12 protein-coding genes are annotated in these 19,397 nt (G+C 65.7%); 7 read left to right on the top strand and 5 right to left on the bottom strand.

What is annotated here, in order from left to right:
* Window positions 1-19: 19 nt before the first annotated feature.
* The 4 genes from A3E77_RS01505 to A3E77_RS01520 are packed head-to-tail and all read left to right on the top strand — an operon-like array spanning window position 20 to window position 7,013.
* Entirely contained in the window at window positions 20-1,528 is a 1,509-nt protein-coding gene (locus tag A3E77_RS01505; RefSeq protein ID WP_293643137.1) for a tryptophan halogenase family protein, read from the top strand.
* Entirely contained in the window at window positions 1,525-3,327 is a 1,803-nt protein-coding gene (locus A3E77_RS01510) for an alpha-amylase family glycosyl hydrolase (protein ID WP_293643138.1), read from the top strand. The genes A3E77_RS01505 and A3E77_RS01510 overlap by 4 nt, the downstream gene beginning before the upstream one ends.
* Before the next feature lie 12 nt (window positions 3,328-3,339).
* Window positions 3,340-4,983: an alpha-amylase family glycosyl hydrolase gene (locus A3E77_RS01515; protein ID WP_293643139.1), complete on the top strand. Its 1,644-nt coding sequence runs from the start codon at window positions 3,340-3,342 to the stop codon at window positions 4,981-4,983.
* On the top strand, window positions 4,983-7,013 hold the full coding sequence (locus tag A3E77_RS01520) for a glycoside hydrolase family 97 protein (protein WP_293643140.1): 2,031 nt from the start codon (window positions 4,983-4,985) through the stop codon (window positions 7,011-7,013). Before A3E77_RS01515 ends, A3E77_RS01520 begins: the two co-directional genes overlap by 1 nt.
* A 93-nt stretch (window positions 7,014-7,106) precedes the next feature.
* On the opposite strand, the gene A3E77_RS01525 is transcribed toward A3E77_RS01520, so the two are convergent.
* Window positions 7,107-10,136 (bottom strand): TonB-dependent receptor plug domain-containing protein, encoded by a 3,030-nt coding sequence (locus A3E77_RS01525; RefSeq protein ID WP_293643141.1) that lies wholly within the window; start codon window positions 10,134-10,136, stop codon window positions 7,107-7,109.
* Between the two features lie 414 nt (window positions 10,137-10,550).
* Between A3E77_RS01525 and A3E77_RS01530 the strand changes: the two genes are divergently transcribed.
* Entirely contained in the window at window positions 10,551-12,941 is a 2,391-nt protein-coding gene (locus tag A3E77_RS01530) for a penicillin acylase family protein (protein WP_293643142.1), read from the top strand.
* Window positions 12,942-13,055: 114 nt separating this feature from the next.
* Here A3E77_RS01530 and dacB read toward each other — a convergent pair whose 3' ends face one another.
* From dacB to A3E77_RS01550, 4 genes are read right to left on the bottom strand one after another with little or no spacing between them, the layout of a single operon-like run.
* On the bottom strand, window positions 13,056-14,543 hold the full coding sequence (gene dacB / locus A3E77_RS01535) for a D-alanyl-D-alanine carboxypeptidase/D-alanyl-D-alanine endopeptidase (RefSeq protein ID WP_293643143.1): 1,488 nt from the start codon (window positions 14,541-14,543) through the stop codon (window positions 13,056-13,058).
* Window position 14,544: 1 nt separating this feature from the next.
* A complete protein-coding gene (locus tag A3E77_RS01540) occupies window positions 14,545-15,567 on the bottom strand; it encodes a serine hydrolase domain-containing protein (protein ID WP_293643144.1) in 1,023 nt (340 codons plus the stop codon).
* Entirely contained in the window at window positions 15,564-17,117 is a 1,554-nt protein-coding gene (locus tag A3E77_RS01545; protein ID WP_293643145.1) for an MFS transporter, read from the bottom strand. The genes A3E77_RS01540 and A3E77_RS01545 overlap by 4 nt, the downstream gene beginning before the upstream one ends.
* Window positions 17,096-17,284: a hypothetical protein gene (locus tag A3E77_RS01550; protein WP_293643146.1), complete on the bottom strand. Its 189-nt coding sequence runs from the start codon at window positions 17,282-17,284 to the stop codon at window positions 17,096-17,098. The genes A3E77_RS01545 and A3E77_RS01550 overlap by 22 nt, the downstream gene beginning before the upstream one ends.
* 94 nt (window positions 17,285-17,378) lie before the next feature.
* Here A3E77_RS01550 and dgcN point away from each other — a divergent pair, with 94 nt between their 5' ends.
* Both dgcN and dgcA read left to right on the top strand, forming a co-directional pair.
* Entirely contained in the window at window positions 17,379-18,416 is a 1,038-nt protein-coding gene (gene dgcN / locus A3E77_RS01555) for an N-acetyltransferase DgcN (protein ID WP_293643147.1), read from the top strand.
* A 26-nt stretch (window positions 18,417-18,442) separates the two neighbouring features.
* Window positions 18,443-19,363 carry an N-acetyl-D-Glu racemase DgcA gene (gene dgcA / locus A3E77_RS01560; RefSeq protein WP_458574398.1) on the top strand — a complete coding sequence of 307 codons (921 nt, stop codon included), beginning with the start codon at window positions 18,443-18,445 and terminating at the stop codon, window positions 19,361-19,363.
* Window positions 19,364-19,397: the final 34 nt, after the last annotated feature.

Here is a 19,397-nt window from a genome sequence, read left to right on the forward strand (position 1 = left end):
CTGGTCGCAGGCTGATCCCATGAACCCTATGCGGTTGATCATCATCGGTGGCGGAACGGCGGGCTGGATGGCCGCGGCCTGCTTGCGTCGCTTCATGCCCGATGGCTGGTCGGTCCAACTGATCGAATCCGACGATATCGGCACGGTGGGCGTCGGCGAGGCGACGATTCCGCAGATCCGCCTGTTCAACGATGCGCTGGGGATCGACGAAGATGAATTCCTGACCGCAACACAGGGCACGATCAAGCTGGGGATCGAATTTGCCGACTGGACGCGGCCGGGGCATCGGTACATGCACGCCTTTGGCGCGATCGGGCGCGGCCTGGGCCTGCTCGAATTCCAGCATTACTGGCTTCGCGCGCGCGACCTGGGTGCAGCGCAAGAGCTTGGTGCCTATTCGCTGAACGAACAGGCCGCGCGCGCGCGGCGGATGCAGCGGGGAAGCCCGCGGACATCCGCCTATCTCCATGACATGCCCTACGCCTTCCATTTCGACGCGGCGCTCTACGCCGCCTATCTGCGCCGCCGTGCCGAGGCGTCGGGGGTCGAACGGATCGAGGGCAAGGTCGCCGGGGTTCGCCGCGACGGCGAGACGGGCGATGTTGCCGGCGTGACGCTCGCCGACGGGCGCGCCGTCGACGGCGATTTCTTCATCGACTGTTCGGGCTTTCGCGGACTGCTGATCGAGGGCGCGCTGGCAACCGGCTATGACGACTGGTCAGGCTGGCTGCTCAACGATCGTGCGGTCGCCGTGCCGTGCGCACATGGCGCGGCGCCGCAACTGCCCTGGACGGGTGCAACTGCCCGCGACGCCGGGTGGCAGTGGCGCATCCCGCTTCAGCACCGGATCGGCAACGGCTATGTCTATTCGTCGGCGCATCTGTCCGACGATGCGGCGATCGACACCCTGCTCGCGCATCTCGACGGCCCTGTGCATGCCGAACCGAACCGGCTGCGCTTTACCAGTGGCAAGCGGCGCCGGATGTGGAACCACAATGTCGTCGCGCTCGGCCTTGCCAGCGGGTTCATGGAACCGCTCGAATCGACGAGCATTCATCTTGTCCAGTCGGGCATCTCGCGGCTGTTGAAAATGCTTCCCGCGGGCGTTGCCGACCCCGCCGTCGCGGCCGAGTTCAACCGGCAGAGCGATTTCGAGTGGGAGCGCATCCGCGATTTCATCATCCTGCATTTCAAGGCGACCGAGCGGCGCGATACCCCCTATTGGCAGGACCGCGCGGCGATGCCGATCCCCGATACGCTGGCCGCAAAGATCGAGCTGTTCCGCGCGCAGGGCCTGATCTTCCGCGAGCATGAGGAATTGTTCACCGAATCCGGCTGGCTCCAGGTGCTGGTCGGACAGGGGATCGAACCGCGCCGATGGCACCCGATCGCCGATGGCATCGGTGACACCGAAATCGCCCAATATATGGCGGGCATCGCACTGATGATCGAGCGCGAGGTCGCCGCGATGCAGGATTATGACGCCTTTCTCGCCGCCACCCGTCCCGCCGCAGGAGTCGCCGCATGATCCGCCGTTTCGCCTCGCTCGCTCTGCTGCTCGCGTCGCTTCCCGCGCAGGCCGACGAGGCGGCGGTGCGCGCGCGGCCGGCGACCGACGAGGTCATCTATTTCGTGTTGCCCGACAGGTTCGAGAATGGCGATCGGTCGAACGACAGGGGCGGGCTGAAGGGCGACCGGCTCGTCACCGGCCATGATCCGGCGGCGAAGGGATTTTACCATGGCGGCGACCTTGCCGGCCTGACCAAGCGCCTCGATTATATCCAGGGGATGGGCGCGACCGCGATCTGGTTTGCGCCCGTGTTCCAGAACAAGCCGGTGCAGGGACCGAAGGGCGACGAGAGCGCCGGTTATCACGGCTATTGGGTCACCGACTTTACGCGCGTCGATCCGCACTTCGGATCGAACGCAGAGTTCAAGGCCTTCGTCGATGCGGCGCACGCGCGCGGGATGAAGGTCTATATGGACATCATCACCAACCACACCGCCGACGTGATCCGGTACAAGGAGGGCGCGGCGGAAGCTTTTCCCTATCGGGCGCTTGCCGATTATCCTTTTTCGCGGCGGGGCGGGGTCGGCGGGGCGCCGATCAATCCGGGCTTTGCTGGCGATCAGGTCGCCGATACGGCGAACTGGCAGAAACTGACCAATCCCGCCTTCGCTTATACCCCTGTGGTCCCGGCGGGGGAGGAAAATGCCAAGACGCCGGCCTGGCTCAACGACCCGATCTATTATCACAATCGGGGCAACAGCAATTGGGTCGGGGAATCCGCGCTTTATGGGGATTTTGCGGGCCTTGACGATCTTGCCACCGAACATCCGCGCGTCGTTGCGGGCTTCATCGACATCTATGGCCGCTGGATCGACGATTTTGGCATCGACGGCTTTCGCATTGATACCGCCAAGCATGTAAACCCCGAATTCTGGCAGGCGTTCGTCCCCGCGATGCAGGCGCGGGCGAAGGCGAGGGGCATTCCCAACTTCCATATCTTCGGCGAAGTCTATGTCGATGCGGTCGATCCCGGCGCGCTCGCCTGGTACACACATGCGGCGGGCCTTCCCGCGGTGCTCGATTTCGGATTCGCGCGCGCGGCGATCGACGCGGTCAGCGGAACGAAGGGGACTGACCAGTTTGCGCGGCTGTTCGATGGCGACCTGCTTTACAAGGGTGGCGCGGCGGCGGCGCTCGGGCTTCCGACCTTCCTTGGCAATCACGACATGGGGCGCTTCGCGATGTTCGTGAAACAGGCCAACCCCGATGCGAGCGAAGCCGAACTGCTCGCGCGCGTGATGCTCGGCCATTCGATGCTGCTGACGCTGCGCGGGGTTCCGACGATCTATTATGGCGACGAACAGGGGTTCGTCTCGGACGGCAACGACCAGCTGGCGCGCGAGGATATGTTCGCGTCCCAGGTCGCACTCTATAACGACAACGACCTGATCGGCACCGACGCGACGACCGCGACCGCCAATTTCGATCCGGCGCATCCGCTGTATCGCCATATTGCCGCGCTGACTGACATCCGGCGCAAAACGCCGGCGCTGACGCGCGGCGCAACGAAGGTCCGGGCCTTTTCCGAAAAGCCGGGACTGCTCGCGGTGTCGCGCTTCGATCCCGACACCGGGCGCGAACTGGTGCTGGCGTTCAACAGCTCCGCGGCGCCGCTGTCGGCGCATATTGCCATCGATATGAAAAGCGCGGGCTTTACCGCGCTTCATGGCGATTGCCCGGCAAGGCCTGCTGCGCCGGGCAGCCTCCATCTTTCCCTCCCCGCCTTTGGCACCGCCATCTGCCAGGCCAGCGAATAAGCGAAAGCACGCGTGATCACGAACAGCCCCCTCGTTCAGGACCAGACCGCAACCGAAACCGCCGCGCCGTGGTGGAAGGGCGCGGCGATCTATCAGGTCTATCCTCGCAGTTTCGCCGATTCAAATGGCGACGGCATCGGCGATCTGGCCGGCATCACGGCGCGGCTGGACCATATCGCGTCGCTTGGCGTCGATGCGATCTGGCTGTCGCCCTTTTACCCGTCGCCGATGGACGATTTCGGATATGACATCGCCGATTATTGCGACGTCGATCCCATTTTCGGCACGCTCGCCGATTTCGATGCGCTGATCGAAAAGGCCCACGCGCTGGGCCTGAAGGTCACGACCGACCTGGTCTTTGCGCACACGTCCGACCAGCATCGCTGGTTCGCCGACAGCCGCGCGGGCAAGCATGGCGACAAGGCCGATTGGTATGTGTGGGCCGATGCGAAACCCGACGGATCGCCGCCGACCAACTGGCAATCGGTGTTCGGCGGCCCGGCGTGGACCTGGGACGCGCGGCGCGGCCAATATTATCTGCACAATTTCCTGACGAGCCAGCCGCAGCTCAATGTCCACAAGCGCGCGGTGCAGGATGCGCTGCTCGACGTCGTGCGGTTCTGGCTCGACCGCGGGGTCGACGGGTTCCGTATCGACGCGATCAATTTTTCGATGCACGATCCCGACTTGCGCGACAATCCGCCCGCGCCGCCGTCGAACAAGCCGCGCACGCGGCCATTCGATTTCCAGCAGAAAATCTATAATCAGTCGCATCCCGACATTCCGCTGTTCCTCGAACGCATCCGCGCGCTGACCGACCAATATCCGGGCCGCTTCACCGTCGCCGAAGTCGGCGGCGACGACGCGCTACGCGAGATGAAAAGCTTCACGGCGGGCGAGGGGCGGCTGAACAGCGCCTATGGCTTCAACTTTCTCTACGCCGACCGCCTGACGCCGAAACTGGTGCGCGAAGCCGCCGATGCGTGGCCTGACACGCCGGGGGTGGGCTGGCCGAGCTGGGCGTTCGAGAATCACGACGCGCCGCGCGCGGTGTCGCGCTGGACCCCGCAAGCTGTAGCGCCCGGCGCCTTCGCGCGGATGAAGATGGCCTTGCTGTGCGCGCTGCGCGGCAGCATCATCCTCTACAATGGCGAAGAACTCGGGCTCGACCAGGTCGACATTCCCTTCGAGCTGGTGAAGGATCCCGAGGCGCTGAAGAACTGGCCGCTGACGCTGTCGCGCGACGGGGCACGGACGCCTTTGCCGTGGGTCGCGGGGGCGGCACATGCCGGTTTTTCCGACACCGCACCATGGCTGCCGCTGGGGGCGGAGCATCCCGCGCTCGCGGTCGACCGGCAGGATGCCGACCCGCGCTCGATGCTTGCGCATACGCGGCGGCTGATTGCGCTGCGCGCGGCGAACCCGGCGCTGCGTCTGGGCGCAAACGCGCGCTGGGTAAGCGAGGGCGAACTGCTCGGTTTCGACCGGGTGGTCGATGGGCAGCATATCCGCTGCCTCTTCAACCTGGGCGCCGCGCCGGTGGCGGTGACCGCGCACACCGCGGGCGCGGCCGTGATGCTGGCGGTGAACGGCGCCGACATGAATGAATTGCCGCCGGCGGGCGCGCTGTGGCTCGATATGAAAGTGATGAAATAATGCGGAATCTGTTGCTCCTCGCCGCCGCTGTGGCCGCCCCCGCCGCGGCGCAGGAGGCGCCGATCACCGCGGCTTCGCCCGACGGTTCGATCATTCTGACCGTCGCGACCGACAATGACCAGCGCCCGACCTGGTCGTTGTCGCGAAAGGGCAAGCTGTTGATCGCGCCGTCGAAGCTCGGCTTCATCCTGGCCGACCGGATCGGGCTTCAGCGCGGCTTTGCGGTCGAGAGCGCCGAACGCGCAAAGAGCGACACGCGGTGGGAACTGCCCTGGGGCGAGCGCCGCTTTGTGCGCGACCAGCACAATGAATTGCTTGTCCGGTTTCGCCAGAATGACAGCTGGGGCGGGCACCGGATGAACGTGCGTTTTCGCCTGTTCGACGACGGTTTCGGTTTTCGTTACGAACTGCCCGAACAGGACGGGCTCAAGACTGCGAAGATCGCGGACGAGATCACCGAATTCGACATCGCGGCAAAAGGCACGGCGTGGTGGATTCCGGGCGGCGAATGGAATCGGTACGAACAGGTGTATCAGGAAACGGCGATCGACGCCATCGCCACGGCGCACACGCCGATCACGATGCGGCTCGACGACGGCACGCATTTGTCGCTCCACGAAGCCGCGCTCGTCGACTATTCGGGCATGTGGCTGAAGCGCGCCGAGGGGCAGAAGTTTCGCGCAACGCTGGCGCCGTCGTCGCGCGGGCCGCGCGTCGTGCGCGACCTGCCGTTCGCGACGCCGTGGCGCACCATCCGCATCGCCGACGATGCCGCCGGCCTGGTCGAAAGCGATCTGGAACTCAACCTCAACGAACCGAACAAGCTGGGCGATGTCAGCTGGTTCAAGCCGATGAAATATGTCGGCATCTGGTGGGGCATGATCCGCGGCGACTGGAGCTGGGCCGAAGGGGCAAAGCATGGCGCCACGACCGAACGCACCAAGGCGACGATCGATTTTGCCGCGAAACATGGCTTTGGCGGCGTGCTGGTCGAGGGGTGGAACAAGGGCTGGAACGGCAACTGGTTCGGCCATGGCGATGCCTATAGCTTCACCGAGGCGACACCCGACTTCGACCTGAAAGCCGTCACCGATTATGCGCGGGCAAAGCGCGTGCAGCTGGTCGGCCACCATGAAACCGGCGGCAATATCGCGGTTTACGAGGCACAGCTTGACGACGCGATGAAGCTTTACGGCGGGCTGGGCGTCGGCACGGTGAAGACGGGCTATGTCGCCGACGCGGGCGGGATCATCGCGCCGGGCGATGCGCCGGGCGAGACGCGCATGGAATGGCACGACGGCCAGCGCCAGGTGCAGCATCATCAAAAGGTCGTCGAGACCGCCGCGAAATATCATGTCGCGGTCAATCCGCACGAGCCGGTCAAGGACACGGGCTTGCGTCGGACCTGGCCGAACTGGGTCGCGCGCGAAGGCGCGCGCGGGATGGAATATAATGCCTGGGGCGCCTTCGCCAACGGACCCGAGCATGAACCGACGCTCGTCTATACACGGATGCTGTCGGGCCCGATGGACTTCACCCCCGGCGTGCTGAGCCTGGAGGGTGCGAACAAGGCGCCGCTCGCGTCGACGCTTGCCAAACAGCTTGGGCTTTACCTTGCCATCTATTCGCCGATCCAGATGGCGGCCGACTTTCCGGAGACGCTGGAGAAATTCCCGCGCGAGCTGGCGTTCATCAAGCAGGTTCCCGCCGACTGGGCCGACAGCAAACTGATCGCGGGCGCGGTCGGCGATTATGCGATTTTCGCGCGCAAGGACCGCGCCAGCGCGGACTGGTATGTTGGCGGGGTCAACGACGCGACGCCGCGAACGCTGACCCTCCGTTTCGATTTCCTCGACGCGGGCAAGACCTATACCGCGACGGTTTACAAGGACGGCGAGGGCGCAACCTATCTGACCGAGGCGCGGCACCGCATCGCTTACGAAACGATCAAGGTGAAGAAGGGCGACAGCTATACGCTGTGGCTCGCCCCGGGCGGCGGGGCGGCGATCAGGCTCGCTGCACCGCGATAATATCGGCATTCAGCCGGGCGCCGACGTTCGACTGGCTCGCCAAAAAAAAGGCCCCCTGCGGCGTGTCGATCACGCCGCAGGGGGCCTTTGTCGTTATTTCAGCTTGAAGCGTACGCCGACGCGGAAGCTGCGGCCGAGCAGGTCCGAATAGGTGCTGTTCGCAGCCAGGCCGGTTTCGGGCAGCAGGATCGGATCGGCGTTGAACAAGTTGCTCACATTGATGAAAAACTCGCCCTGCGTGTCGCCGCTGCCGGAAAATTTCTGCGTCAGGTTCAGGTCGACATAGAATGCGCCATCGATGCTGTTGCTTTCATAGGTCGGCGCATTGACCGTCGAGGTCGGGCAGCCCGTCTGGCACTCGATGCCGTTGGCGACATATTTGCCCGAACTCACGCCGCGGCCGATCGCGGTGATGCCGAAATCTTCGGAATCATAGGACGCGCTGACGCGGTAGATCCATTTCGGCGTGCTCGACTGGCCGCCGTTGACGCCGGTCGTGTCGATCACGACGGTGTTGGGCACGCCGCTGTCGAACCGATTTTCCAGATAGCGGGTGGCAATACCGCGAAGCGTGACGGCGCCGTTGCCGAGCGGCATGCGATAGGACGCATCCATGTCGATGCCGCGGACTTTCTGGCTCGCGGCGTTGAACGGCTGGGTCCGGATGATCAGATACGGACGCGCCGGCTCCTGCGTGCGGGTGGGATCGGTCGTGATCGCGTCACAGAATGCCGCCTCGCCCAGGAAGCACAGGTTGACGATCTGCTGCGCGCTGAAGGTGCTGATCCCGCTGTTCACCTCGATATCGAAATAATCGACCGCGAGGTTGAAGCCCGGCAGGAAGGTCGGCGTAAAGACCGCGCCGACATTCCACTGATCGGCCTTTTCCGGGCCCAGGGCGGTGTTGCCGGTGGCAAAGCCCGAATAGGCGTATCCCGACTGCGCGGGCTGTCCCGCGGGCACGAACGACGGGCTGGTGCCGTTCACAAAGCCGGGGTTGCTGACCGAATCGCTGTTCGCGGTGCCAGCCTGGAACAGGTCGTTCAGATTGGGTGCGCGAATGTCGCGCGACCGGGTGACGCGCAGCCGGATGTCGTCGATCGGCTGCCAGGTCGCGCCCGCTTTCCACGTCGTGACATAGCCCGCGGTCGAATAGTCGGTCGCGCGCACGGCGCCGTTGAATTCAAGGCCGAATCCGAGCGGGATCACGGTTTCCAGATAGGCTTCCTTGACGTCATACGACCCGAAGCTGGGCAGATAATTGCCCACCGACCACAGGTTGCGGGCACCCGTGACATTTCCGTTCGCATCGGTGAGTTGCAGCGGCTGGAACTCTTCGGGGACGAACCCCTTGACCTCTTCCTTGCGATATTCGGCGCCGATCGCGACGCTGACGTCGCCCGCCCAGGTTGCGAACGGGGTGGCCGAGAAGTTGGCGCCGATCACCGTCTGTTCGATCACCTGGTCGCGATAGGGATCGCCCAGCACATAATCGATCGCCGCGGGGTCGGCGACGCCGAGGCCGAGACGGTTGAGCGGCACGCACGCCGAATCATTGTTCAAGGGGTCGGCGTCGACGTTGATCAGGCACTGGATCGACCCGGCGGGAAAGCCGCTCCCCGCGGGTGCAAAGGCGGCGTCGCGGGCCGCGTTGATCCGGGCGATATTCTGGATGTCGCGCAGCTGTTCGCGCAATTCGGCGCGGCTATACTGGCCGAAAATGTCCCAACGCGCGGTCTTGCCGAACGCGTCGAAATCACCCTGGGCGCCGATCAGGTAACGCTGCACCTTGCGCTTGTTGTCGATCCCGCGGCCGGGCAGGTCGGCCGACGTCGTGGCGATCGTGACGCTGGTGATGCCTTGAAGCCGGTCCGCGCCCAGCGCATTGAGCAGGAAGGCGTTGCAGGTGATCGGAACAGGCGTCTGGGTGCAGCCGGTGGCGTTCAGGAGGATGCCGGTTTGCAGGTTGGGGCCGGCGTTGAACCGCACCTTTTGCTGGTTATACGCGCCTTCGGCGAACAGTTCGATGCCGTCGCTGATCTCGAAACTGACGCGGCCGAAAACCCCGTAACGGTCATCTTCCGGGTCGAGGCCGATGCGGCGGCCCGAATCATTGACCTGCCACGACCCGCCCTGGGTCAGCGTCGGCGGGGACGAGCCCGTCGGCGAAGGGAAGGTCAGCGGCCCATAGATGAACTGGTTGATGGCGCCGTTTTCGGTGAAATAAAGCCCCCGCAGCCGGTTGGCGGTGCCGCCCGCCGACCCGGTGATCAGGCTGCCCGGCGCCGAGTTTGCCGCGCCGACCTGGCGACGGATCAGGAACTGCGGTTGCCCGTTCGTCGTGGTGTAGTCGGGGTTGGTAATGCGGACAAAGCCCGTGGCATTCCAGTCGCGGTTGACGTCGAAAATGCCGTCACGATGGGCGACCTCGCCGCTCAGCAGGACATGGCCGCGCCCGTCCGCAAAGGCCATCCCGGCGGCGATATTGGCCGAATAGTTGAAACCGTCGCCTTCCTGGGTGATGCCGCTGTCGGCTTCGACCTTCAGACCTTCATATTTATTGTTGAGGACGAAGTTGACGACGCCCGCGACCGCGTCCGAGCCATAAGCGGCCGAAGCGCCGCCGCTCACCACTTCGACGCTGGAGATCAGCGCCTGCGGGATGGTGTTGATGTCGACCAGCCCGGTGATCGTCGAGCCCACCGAGCGACGCCCGTTGACCAGGATCAGCGTGCGTTCGGCGCCCAGGTTCCGCAGGTTGAGCGCGTTGATCCCCGCCTGTCCGCTGGAGATGTTGAGGCGCGAGTTGGACGGACGGGTCGACCCCGCCAGCGCGGGCAGCGTGTTGACGAAATCGGCGATGTTGTTCGTCGGCGAACCGCCGTCGATTTCGGTTTCGCTCAGCACCGTCAGCGGTGTCGGCGCCTGGAAGCCGTCGCGCGCGACGCGTGAGCCGGTGACGATGATCTGGTCGCCGGGCGCTGCTTCGACATTGTCTGGCGCGACGGTCGCGGTTTCCTGCGCCAGCGCGGGCGCGGCCTGGACCAGCGCGATGGCGCTCATCGCCGCGCCGAAATGGCGCGTGCGGCTCAACGGCAGGCGAAATTGTTCACGAATACGCATTTCATCAGTCCCCTTTTTGTTTCCAAGGGATGAGCCGCACGCCGCCCAAGGCGTGCCCGGCGCAGCGCCGGGTTGGCTTACCCTGTTGTCCCACCTGACCGTTCGGCGGATGCTGGTTCCGCCTTTTTGTTTTTAGTGATATTCGTCGTACCGACCCGGCCATCGCGACGACCGAGACGCGCGGACAGCTGGTTCCGTGACAACGAAGTTACAGGGTGACGACAGCAGGTCAACAGCTAGGCTAATAACCTGAACATATGGATATATAGCTCGAAGTAATGTCGACCGCCGGATGGCATGGGCGGGCGGCGATAGCTTGCAGTTATAGGACGCCGCGTGCTTGTTATGGCCTTGGCGCCCGATCGTGCGATAGGCTCCTGCATTCGCTAACTTCCTTTCAGTCGGAGAGACGCCTTGATCCAGCGCCGTGCGTTCCTGCTGGCTTCCGCCGCGCTTGTCGCGATGCCCGGAAGCCTTCTTGCGAAACCCAGGGTGAAGGGGACGGCCCGCGCCGTGCGGCTGTCCGGCGCGCGCGCAGCGGTCGAGGTGATCGAGGATGAACTGGGCGTGCCGCATGTCCGCGCCGCGTCGCTTCACGATGCGTTTTTCGGGCAGGGTTATCTGGTGGCGCGCGATCGTCTGTTCCAGCTAGACATGGGGCTTCGCCGCGACATGGGGCGGATGGCCGAGGCGTTCGGTCCCCGTTTCGTCGCCGCCGACAAGGCGGCGCGGCTGTTCCTGTATCGCGGCGATGTCGAGGCCGAACTGGCGGCGTTGCCGGCCGACGTGCTGGAATGCGCGCGCGGCTATGTCGCCGGGGTGAACGCCCGGATCGACGAACTGGCGGCCGATCCCGGTCAGCTGCCCCTCGAATATGGGATATTGGGGATCAGCCCGCTGCGCTGGGACATCGCCGATTTCGTCCGCAACCGCGGCATCGGCATGGGCGACGCCGACGACGAGGTGCGTCGGGCACAGCTTCAGGCGCGCGGCCTGCTCGACGCAGACGAGTTGATGGTGCCGCTGCGCCCCGCCTGGTCCTTTACCGTGCCCGATGGGCTCGACTGCGCGGCGGTGAGCGACGCCGACCTGGGCGTGCTCGACCCGGCAAACCGCCCGGCGGCGTTCGACCCCGTTCAGGAGGCGCATCTGGATGCCGAATCGCGTTGGACCGACCGTTTTGCGCTGGGCAGCAATGCGTGGACGATCGCGCCGTCGCGCAGCGCGACGGGGCGGCCGATCCTCGCCAATGATCCGCATCTGGGGATCGGGCGCGCCAACCCGCGCCATATGTGTCATCTGTCGGCGCCGGGGCTCGACGTGATCGGGGCAGGCGCACCGGGGCTGCCCGGTATCATGCAGGGGCACACCGATCGTTTCGCCTTCGGCCGGACGAATTTCCACATCGACCAGACCGACCTGTTCATCCTGCGCACCCGCGACGGCGATCCCGGCCGATATTGGCACAAGGGCGAGTGGAAAGCGTTCGAGACGTTCGAGGACGAGATTTTGGTGAAGGGCGCGCCGACCGAGCGCGTGACGCTGCGTTACGCCGGGGGGCGGCCGATCGTGTCGCAGGATGCGACGCGCAATCGAGCGGTTGCCTTTGCCACGGTCAGCATGATGCCCGGCGCGAACCAGCGGTTCGCGATCATCGCGATCAACCTGTCGAAAGACTGGGCCTCGTTGCGGCAGGCGTGCAAGCTGCACGTGTCGCCGACCAACCTCCATTATGCCGATATCGACGGCAATACCGGCTGGCAGACGATCGGCTTCACCCCGCGGCGCCCCCGGCACGACGGACTGTTCCCGGCGCCCGGCGACGGCGATTTCGACTGGACGGGCATCTTGCCGGTCGAAGACATGCCGCACGTCTATAACCCGCGCGAAGGCTGGTTCGCATCGGCCAACCAGATGAACCTGCCGCCAGCCTATCCATATCGCGAGCGGATCATCAGTTTCAGCTGGAGCGACCCTTTCCGTTACAACCGGATTGCCGAGGTTCTGCGCGCCCAGCCCAAGCACCGGATCGAAGACAGCATCGCACTTCAGCACGATGTGCAGTCGCTTCCGGCGCGCGCTTTGCTGAAACTCCTCCCCGCCAGCCCATCGGTCGGCGCCGCGGCTCAGGCGGCCGCGCTGCTTCGGCGCTGGGATTGCGGGATAGAGGCGGACAGTGCGGCCGCGCTGCTGTATGAAATGGTGATGCTGTCGCTATCGGCGACCTTTTACGACCGGATCGTTCCGGCGGCGGCGCGTGACCTGATCCCGTCTGTCAACCTGTCGGAAATGCTGCGCATCCTGGCATCGCCCGACAAGCGTCTGGGCGACGACCCCGCCGCCGCGCGCGATGCGCTGGTCGACGGCGCGCTGGCCGCTGGGTGGGCGAAAGCCGTCGAACTCGGCGGCCCCGACCCCGCCGCGTGGCGCTGGGGCGACTTGCACCGCGTGACGATCGCGCATTCTTTGTCGGCATCGCACCGCGCCATCGCGGCCGCCTTCCCGAAAATCGAGGGCGGCCGGTCGGGCGGCGACGGCACGACGCCGATGGCGCGCGGTTTCAACGCCAAACGCGGGTTCGACGTGTCGCACGGCGCCAGCTATCTGTTCGTCGCCGACGTCGGGGCGTGGGACAACAGCCGTTTCCTGCTGCTGCCCGGCCAGTCGGCCGACCCGCGCTCGCCGCACTATCGCGACTTCTATCCCTTCTGGCTGGCGGGTGCGATGCAGCCGCTGTGGTTCAGCAAGGCGGCCGTCGACCGACATGCCACGTCGCGGCTGACGCTGACGCCCGTGGCGGGATGAACGAAGTCACTGCCGATCCGTTCGCATCGAGCGAAGTCGAGATGCCCCTCGGCCTTATGCTACCCTGACTGGCGTCTCGACTTCGCTCGGCACAAACGGATATGAAGCCGTTGCCTAAAGCGCTTCGGCGATCGCGACCAGCGCGCGGTCGACCGCCGCGGTGGCCTGTCCGTCGGTGCCGTCGGGCATATCGTTGGCAAGCGCGGAAAAGATCAATGTTTTTCCGCTGCGCGTCGTCAGATACCCCGACAGCGCGCGCGAAGCGTTGAGCGATCCGGTCTTGGCGAACAGCTTGCCCTCCAGGATCGTGCCCTTGAACCGGCTTTGCAACGTCCCGTCGCGGCCCGCGATCGGCAGCGTCGCCCGCCAATCGAGCCCCCACGGCTGGCGCGCGATCCAGTGCAGCAATCCGACGGCGGCGCGAGGGCTGATGCGGTTATAACTCGACATGCCGGACCCGTCGGCGAAGTGATAGCCGGTCTTGGGCAGCCCGGCCTCGGCCATCACCCTGTGCATCACCGCCTGTCCGTCGGCGATCGAGCCGCTGCCCGCGTTCCGGGCAACGCGCCGCAGCATCAGCTCGGTGTGGAGATTCTGGCTTTCCTTGTTGATCCGCACCATATTTTCGGCGAGCGACGACGTCGGCAACTCGGCGAGCATCGCGGGTTCGGCCGGAAGGGCCGCCGGAGCGCCATTGCGATTGTCCGGGTCGTCGGCGGCGGTCAGCGGCCGGTGACGCACGCCGATGTCGCCATCGACGCGGACGCCGCGCGCGCGAAGCAATTCGCCCAGGCGCCACGCCGCATAATGCGCCGGATCGTCGATGCCATAGCGCAGCGTCATCGGCGCGACATCGGCGCCGACGGTGCCGCTCAGGTGCAGGATGCGGCTGTTCGGCATACGAAAGGTCTCGATCTCGTCGGCTTTGCCGGCGACGGTGGCGATGCGGTTATCGACCGTGAAATAGCCGGACCCCTCGATCGTCGGCGCCGCGCCGGCCGATCCCGGCGTCAATTTCAGCACCAGCTCATTGTCGTCGAGTGTCAGCGCCGATGTGCCGGTGCCGTAACGCGACTGGATATTGTTCCAGCTCATCCCCGGACCCCAGCGTTCGTCGGGAAACCAGCTGTCGTCGCCGATGATGTTGCGGACATGCCGCGTGCGGGCCGCGACGGCATCGGCCAGCGTCTGCAAACAGTCGGTCTTGCAGTCGTCGGCGCTCGACAACAGCGCGTCGCCGCGGCCGTGCAACACGACGTCGGTCATACCGTCGCCGCCGGTTTCGAGCCGGACGCCGGTGCCTTTCGCGGTCCGCTGGAGCAGCGGCAGCTCGGCATAGGCGATGGCGGTCGTGAACATCTTGGTATTCGACGCCGGGATGAAGCGCTGATCGGGCGCGATCGACACCAGCACCTCGCCGTCGAGCGTCGTGACGAGCATCCCGAACCGCGAGCCCGCCGGTCCCTCCGCCAGTTTCTGTTCGACCGCCGCCAGCAGCGGTGCAGGCGCCAAGGTCGGGGCCGTCTGGGCGTTGGCCGTGGTCAGCGCGAGCGAAAGTGCGAGCGCAGAGGCAAATGCGAAGCCTTTGATCGATGTCGTCATATTATTCCTGTTCGTCCCAAGCTGTGATGATGCGGTCGCCCACGGCGGGGCGCAGGGCGGCAATGCCGCTGTCGAAATGCCGGGTCGGATGGACCCGATTGGTCAGCAAGGTCCACGCCAGGCCGCGCTCGAAATCGATCCAGAGGCCGGTGCCGGTAAATCCGGTGTGGCCGATCGTTTCCGCCGAACAGGCGTCGCCGCCGTGCCATCCGGCAAAGGCGCGTTCCCAGCCCGCGGTGCGGTGACGCTCGTCTGCGGTGCGTATCTCGGCCAGCATCGCAGGCGACAGCATCGAACCGTCGAGCAGCGCGCGCGCAAAGCCGAGCACACCATCGACGGTGCCGAACATCCCGGCGTGGCCGGGCGCCCCGCCAAGCGCGAAGGCGTTTTCGTCGTGCACCTCGCCCTTCATCACCCGCCCGCGCCAGCTGCAATATTCGGTCGCGACCGCCGGGCCGGGGGGCGGGCCAAATCCCAGCCCCTCGCCAAACGCCCAGTCCGACAGCGGCGCGCCGGTGATGCGCTCGATCGCGATCCCGAGCAGCATGTAATTGATGTCCGAATAGAGCGGCGGTCCATGCCGCCATTCGCGTTGGAGGATAAAGGCGCGGAGCCGCGCCGGATCGCCGCCATAGGTGTAGATCGGCTCGACCGCGGGCAGGAATGTCCGGTGCATCAGGCAGTCGCGGAACGTCAGCCGCCGCTCGGCCGCGCCGGCGACGTCATATTGCCGCAGGTCCGGGATCGCGTCGGTCAGCGGTCGGTCGATGTCGATGCGACCCTGTTCGGCGAGCGTCAGGATCATTGTCGTCGTCGCGATCACCTTGCTGAGCGAGGCGAGGTCGAACCAGTGGTCGCGTGTCAGCGCCTCGCGTTCGGGGACCAGCGCCGCCATCCCGGCGAAGCGCACGGCGCTTTCACCGTCGGCCCGGACCACGCCCAGCATCGCGCCGGGAATCCGGCTGCGCTCCACCGCTTCCAGCGCCGGCGCGAAACCCCGCTCGCAGATCGCATCGACCCTCATGGCGCCGGGCGCCCCTTGACGCGGGTTATGATGGGCAACAGGAAAATGGCTGCGAAGCTGAGTGCCCCCGAAAGCAGGAAAAAGCCGTCGTAACCGATCTGCGTCTGCATCGACCCCGATGCACCCGCGAGCAGGCGGGGCAGCAGGAAGGCGAAACCCGACAGCAGCGCATATTGCGCGCCGGGGTAGGTCGGACTGACCAGCATCGAGAGATAGACGACGAAAACCGCCCCCGCAAAGCCGTTGCCGAACTGGTCCACCGCCACGGACGTATAGAGCACGAAGGACGATGGCTCGCTGTGCCAGAGCCAGACATAGATCCAGTTGCCCGCCGCTGCGGTCACCGCGCCGGTGCCCAGCGTCCAGCCGAGCGACCAGCGCGTCGACAGCCAGCCGCCCAGCGCGACGCCAGCCATGCTGGCCGAAAGCGCGACGACGCCGTCGGCAAAGCCGATCTGCTCCAGACTGTATCCCGCCTCGTTCCACAGCGGATGCGACAGGGTCAGCGTCAGCACGTCGCCCATGCGATAGAGCGAAACAAAGGCGAGGACCGCCAGCACGGCATAGCCATAGCGCCAGAACAGCTCGACATAGGGCGCGGCGAAGCTGGACATGGTCGCCGGGGGACCGGACGGCAGGCGGCGGATGCGCGGCAGGGCGAGCGCCAGCGCCGTAAAGGGCAACAAGGCGATGGCAAGGACGATCGGCGTCACATTGGTCTTCGCCGAAAAACCTGCGCCCTGCACGGCGGAAAGCAAAGCCCAGCCGACCGCTGCGGTGACGAGTGCCGCCGCCAGCAGAATGGCAAGGCTGGCGAGCGATCCGCGCAGCAGCGCGCGCACACGGCCCGGCGCGCCGTCCTGTTCGGGGCGCATCGCGGCGAGGATGGGGAAGGGCGCAAAGGCGGCCACCGCGATGACCAGATAGGCCCAAGTCCAGTCCGCCCATGCTGCGACCAGTATCGCGCCGCTGCCCGCCGCGACCATTGCGCTGCGATAACCCCACAGGTTTGCGGCGACGATCGGTGCCTGTTCGGCCTGCGTCGGGGCGAGTTCGATGCGCCAGCCGTCGGCCGCCACTTCCAATGTCGTCGTCCAGAAGGCGAGCAGGATCGCGAACAGTGCGGTCAGCGGCAGGCTCGCGTCGCTCGACGTGAACGCCATGGCAACCATCGAGGTAAAAATACCGAGCTGCGACAGCATGATCCACCCGCGCCGTCGCCCCCAGAAGCGCGCGAAACCGGGGATGTCATACCGCTCGATCAGCGGCGCCCAGGCAAATTTGAAGGTCGGCAACAGCGCGATCCACGCAAAGAAGCCGATAATCACGATATCGACCCCGTGCCGCGCAAGGCGCAACGTCAGCACGGCGTTGAACATGTAAAAGGGCAGCCCGGCCGAAAAGCCGAGGAGCAGGTAAAGCCCAAGCAGGCGGCGTGCCGACGGCCTGGGGGACGCGTCGCGCCCGCCCGCCAGCGCGTCGGCGGCCATCGTCCCTGCCAGGGCATGGCCCTCGATCGCGGACGCGGTCACGCCATCGCCCCGATCCACGCGCCCCGGCCGGCCATTTCATATTGCAACGGCGCCGCTGCAACGCGGCGAACAAACCCTCTCATCGACCCATGTGCCCCGATCTTGTTGACGCCGACCCCAAGCGTGCAATCCTCTGCAAGGCGGGGCGGCGCGTCAAGCGCGGCGACGATGGCATCGCTCGCCATATAACTTTCAGCTATAGTTCCGCATCGTCTTTGAAGGCGCATCAATGCCGAACTTCTCGCATGATGATGGCGTCCCCCACCTGAGAGGCCTTTCATGATCGCCAGTCCCTATCTTCTCTACCTCGGCCATGTGAACGACGAAGTCGGCATCAAGACGTCGCGCGGCCTGGCGGTGTTCCGGCCCGACGAATGCGTCGGCGAGTTTCGCCACGACGACTGCGCACTGACGCTTGGCCTGCCCCGGATGGGTTTTGCCGAAGCGGTCGCCGCGGGCGCGAAAACGCTGGTGCTGGGCATCGCCAATGCCGGCGGCAAAATGGGCGACGATCTGGTCCGCGATGCGCTGGCCGCGATCGAGGCGGGGCTGGACATTGCGTCCGGGCTGCACAATCGCCTGCGCGACGAACCTGCCTTGGTCGCGGCCGCTGCGCGCCATGGCCGTCAGCTGCACGATGTGCGCGATCCGCGCCCCGACATTCCGATCGGCAATGGCAAGCCGCGCCTCGGCAAGCGGTTGCTGGCGGTCGGGACCGATTGTTCGGTCGGCAAGATGTATGCGACATTGTGCCTCGAAAAGGGAATGCGCGCGCGCGGCATGAAAGCCGATTTTCGCGCGACCGGACAGACCGGGATATTGATCGCGGGCAGCGGCGTGCCGCTCGATGCCGTGATCGCCGATTTCATCTCGGGCGCGATCGAACAGATTTCGCCCGACCGCAACGACGATGGCTGGGACCTGATCGAAGGGCAGGGGTCGCTTTTCCACCCCTCTTTCGCGGGTGTGTCGACCGGCCTGCTACACGGGGCGCAGCCCGATGCATTGTTGCTGTGCCACGATCCCGTGCGCCCGCATATGCGCGGCCTGCCGCATTATCCGATGCCGGGGCTTCAGGAAACGCTGGCCGCCAATTTGCAAGTGGCGCGGCTGACCAGCCCGCAAGTGCAGGCCGTCGGTGTCGCGCTCAACACGTCGAAACTTTCGCCAGAAGAAGGTTTGCGCCTGTGCGCCGAAACGTCCGACCTGCTCGGGCTGCCCTGCACCGACCCCTTTGCTCATGGGGTGGACCCCATCATCGACAGGATCAATACATGCTTCGAACCGTCGTCGCGCGAAGCGACGCTTTCCCTTTAGCGCAACCTTTCCGCATTTCGCGGGGGGTGAAGACGGTGGCCGATGTCATCACCGTCGAGATTGCGGCCGACGGCGCCACCGGGCGCGGCGAGGCCGTGCCCTATCTCCGCTATGATGAAACGATCGCGGGCGCGCTCGACGATATCGCGACGGCGCGCGGCGCGATCGCCGACGGCGCGACCCGCGACGATCTGCTGACGATCATGTCCGCCGGTGCCGCGCGCAACGCGGTCGATTGCGCGTTGTGGGATCTTGAAAGCAAATTGTCGGGGCGCAGTGTCACCGAACGGCTCGGCCGACCCGCCATTGGGCCGACGCCCACTGCGATTACGGTCAGCCTCGACACGGTCCAGGCAATGGCGGCTTCCGCGCGCGCCTTGGCCGATGTCCCGCTGATCAAGATCAAGGTCGATCGTTCCGATCCCGCCGCGCAAATCCGGGCCGTGCGCGATGCGGCGCCGACGCCGCGGATCATCGTCGATCCCAACGAAAGCTGGACGATTGCAGAGGTCGAACGCCTGCAACCCTTGCTGGCCGAACTTCGCATCGACCTGCTCGAACAGCCGCTGCCGGCGGGCGACGACGATGCGCTCGAAGGCTTTGGGTCGCTCGTGCCGATTGCCGCCGATGAATCGGCGCATGTCGCGGGCGACGTTGGCGCGCTTGCCGGCAAATATCAGGTCATCAATATCAAGCTCGACAAGACGGGGGGGCTAACCGGCGCGCTCGCGCTCGCCGATGCCGCCGCGGCGGCGGGGCTGGGCGTGATGACCGGCAGCATGATTTCCTCGTCGCTGTCGATCGCCCCGGCGTTGATCGTCGCGGCGCAGTCGGCCTTCGTCGATCTCGACGGGCCGCTTTGGCTCGCGGCCGACCGCGCGGGCGGGGTCAAAGGTGAGCGCGGCGTCCTGACGCCGCCTGTCGCAGGCTTTTGGGGAACGACGTAGCGTCTTTGCAAATCAAGAAAAACGGGGTGTCGCA

The organism is Sphingopyxis sp. RIFCSPHIGHO2_12_FULL_65_19, from assembly GCF_001830555.1.
Taxonomy (GTDB): domain Bacteria; phylum Pseudomonadota; class Alphaproteobacteria; order Sphingomonadales; family Sphingomonadaceae; genus Sphingopyxis.

What these genes read in the sequence shown, in the direction of transcription:
- A3E77_RS01505 (WP_293643137.1), top strand. Translation starts at nt 20, where the DNA reads ATGAACCCTATGCGGTTGATCATCATCGGTGGCGGAACGGCGGGCTGG.
- dacB (WP_293643143.1), bottom strand. Translation starts at nt 14,543, where the DNA reads ATGACGACATCGATCAAAGGCTTCGCATTTGCCTCTGCGCTCGCACTT.
- A3E77_RS01540 (WP_293643144.1), bottom strand. Translation starts at nt 15,567, where the DNA reads ATGAGGGTCGATGCGATCTGCGAGCGGGGTTTCGCGCCGGCGCTGGAA.
- A3E77_RS01520 (WP_293643140.1), top strand. Translation starts at nt 4,983, where the DNA reads ATGCGGAATCTGTTGCTCCTCGCCGCCGCTGTGGCCGCCCCCGCCGCG.
- A3E77_RS01550 (WP_293643146.1), bottom strand. Translation starts at nt 17,284, where the DNA reads ATGGCGAGCGATGCCATCGTCGCCGCGCTTGACGCGCCGCCCCGCCTT.
- dgcN (WP_293643147.1), top strand. Translation starts at nt 17,379, where the DNA reads ATGATCGCCAGTCCCTATCTTCTCTACCTCGGCCATGTGAACGACGAA.
- A3E77_RS01525 (WP_293643141.1), bottom strand. Translation starts at nt 10,136, where the DNA reads ATGCGTATTCGTGAACAATTTCGCCTGCCGTTGAGCCGCACGCGCCAT.
- A3E77_RS01510 (WP_293643138.1), top strand. Translation starts at nt 1,525, where the DNA reads ATGATCCGCCGTTTCGCCTCGCTCGCTCTGCTGCTCGCGTCGCTTCCC.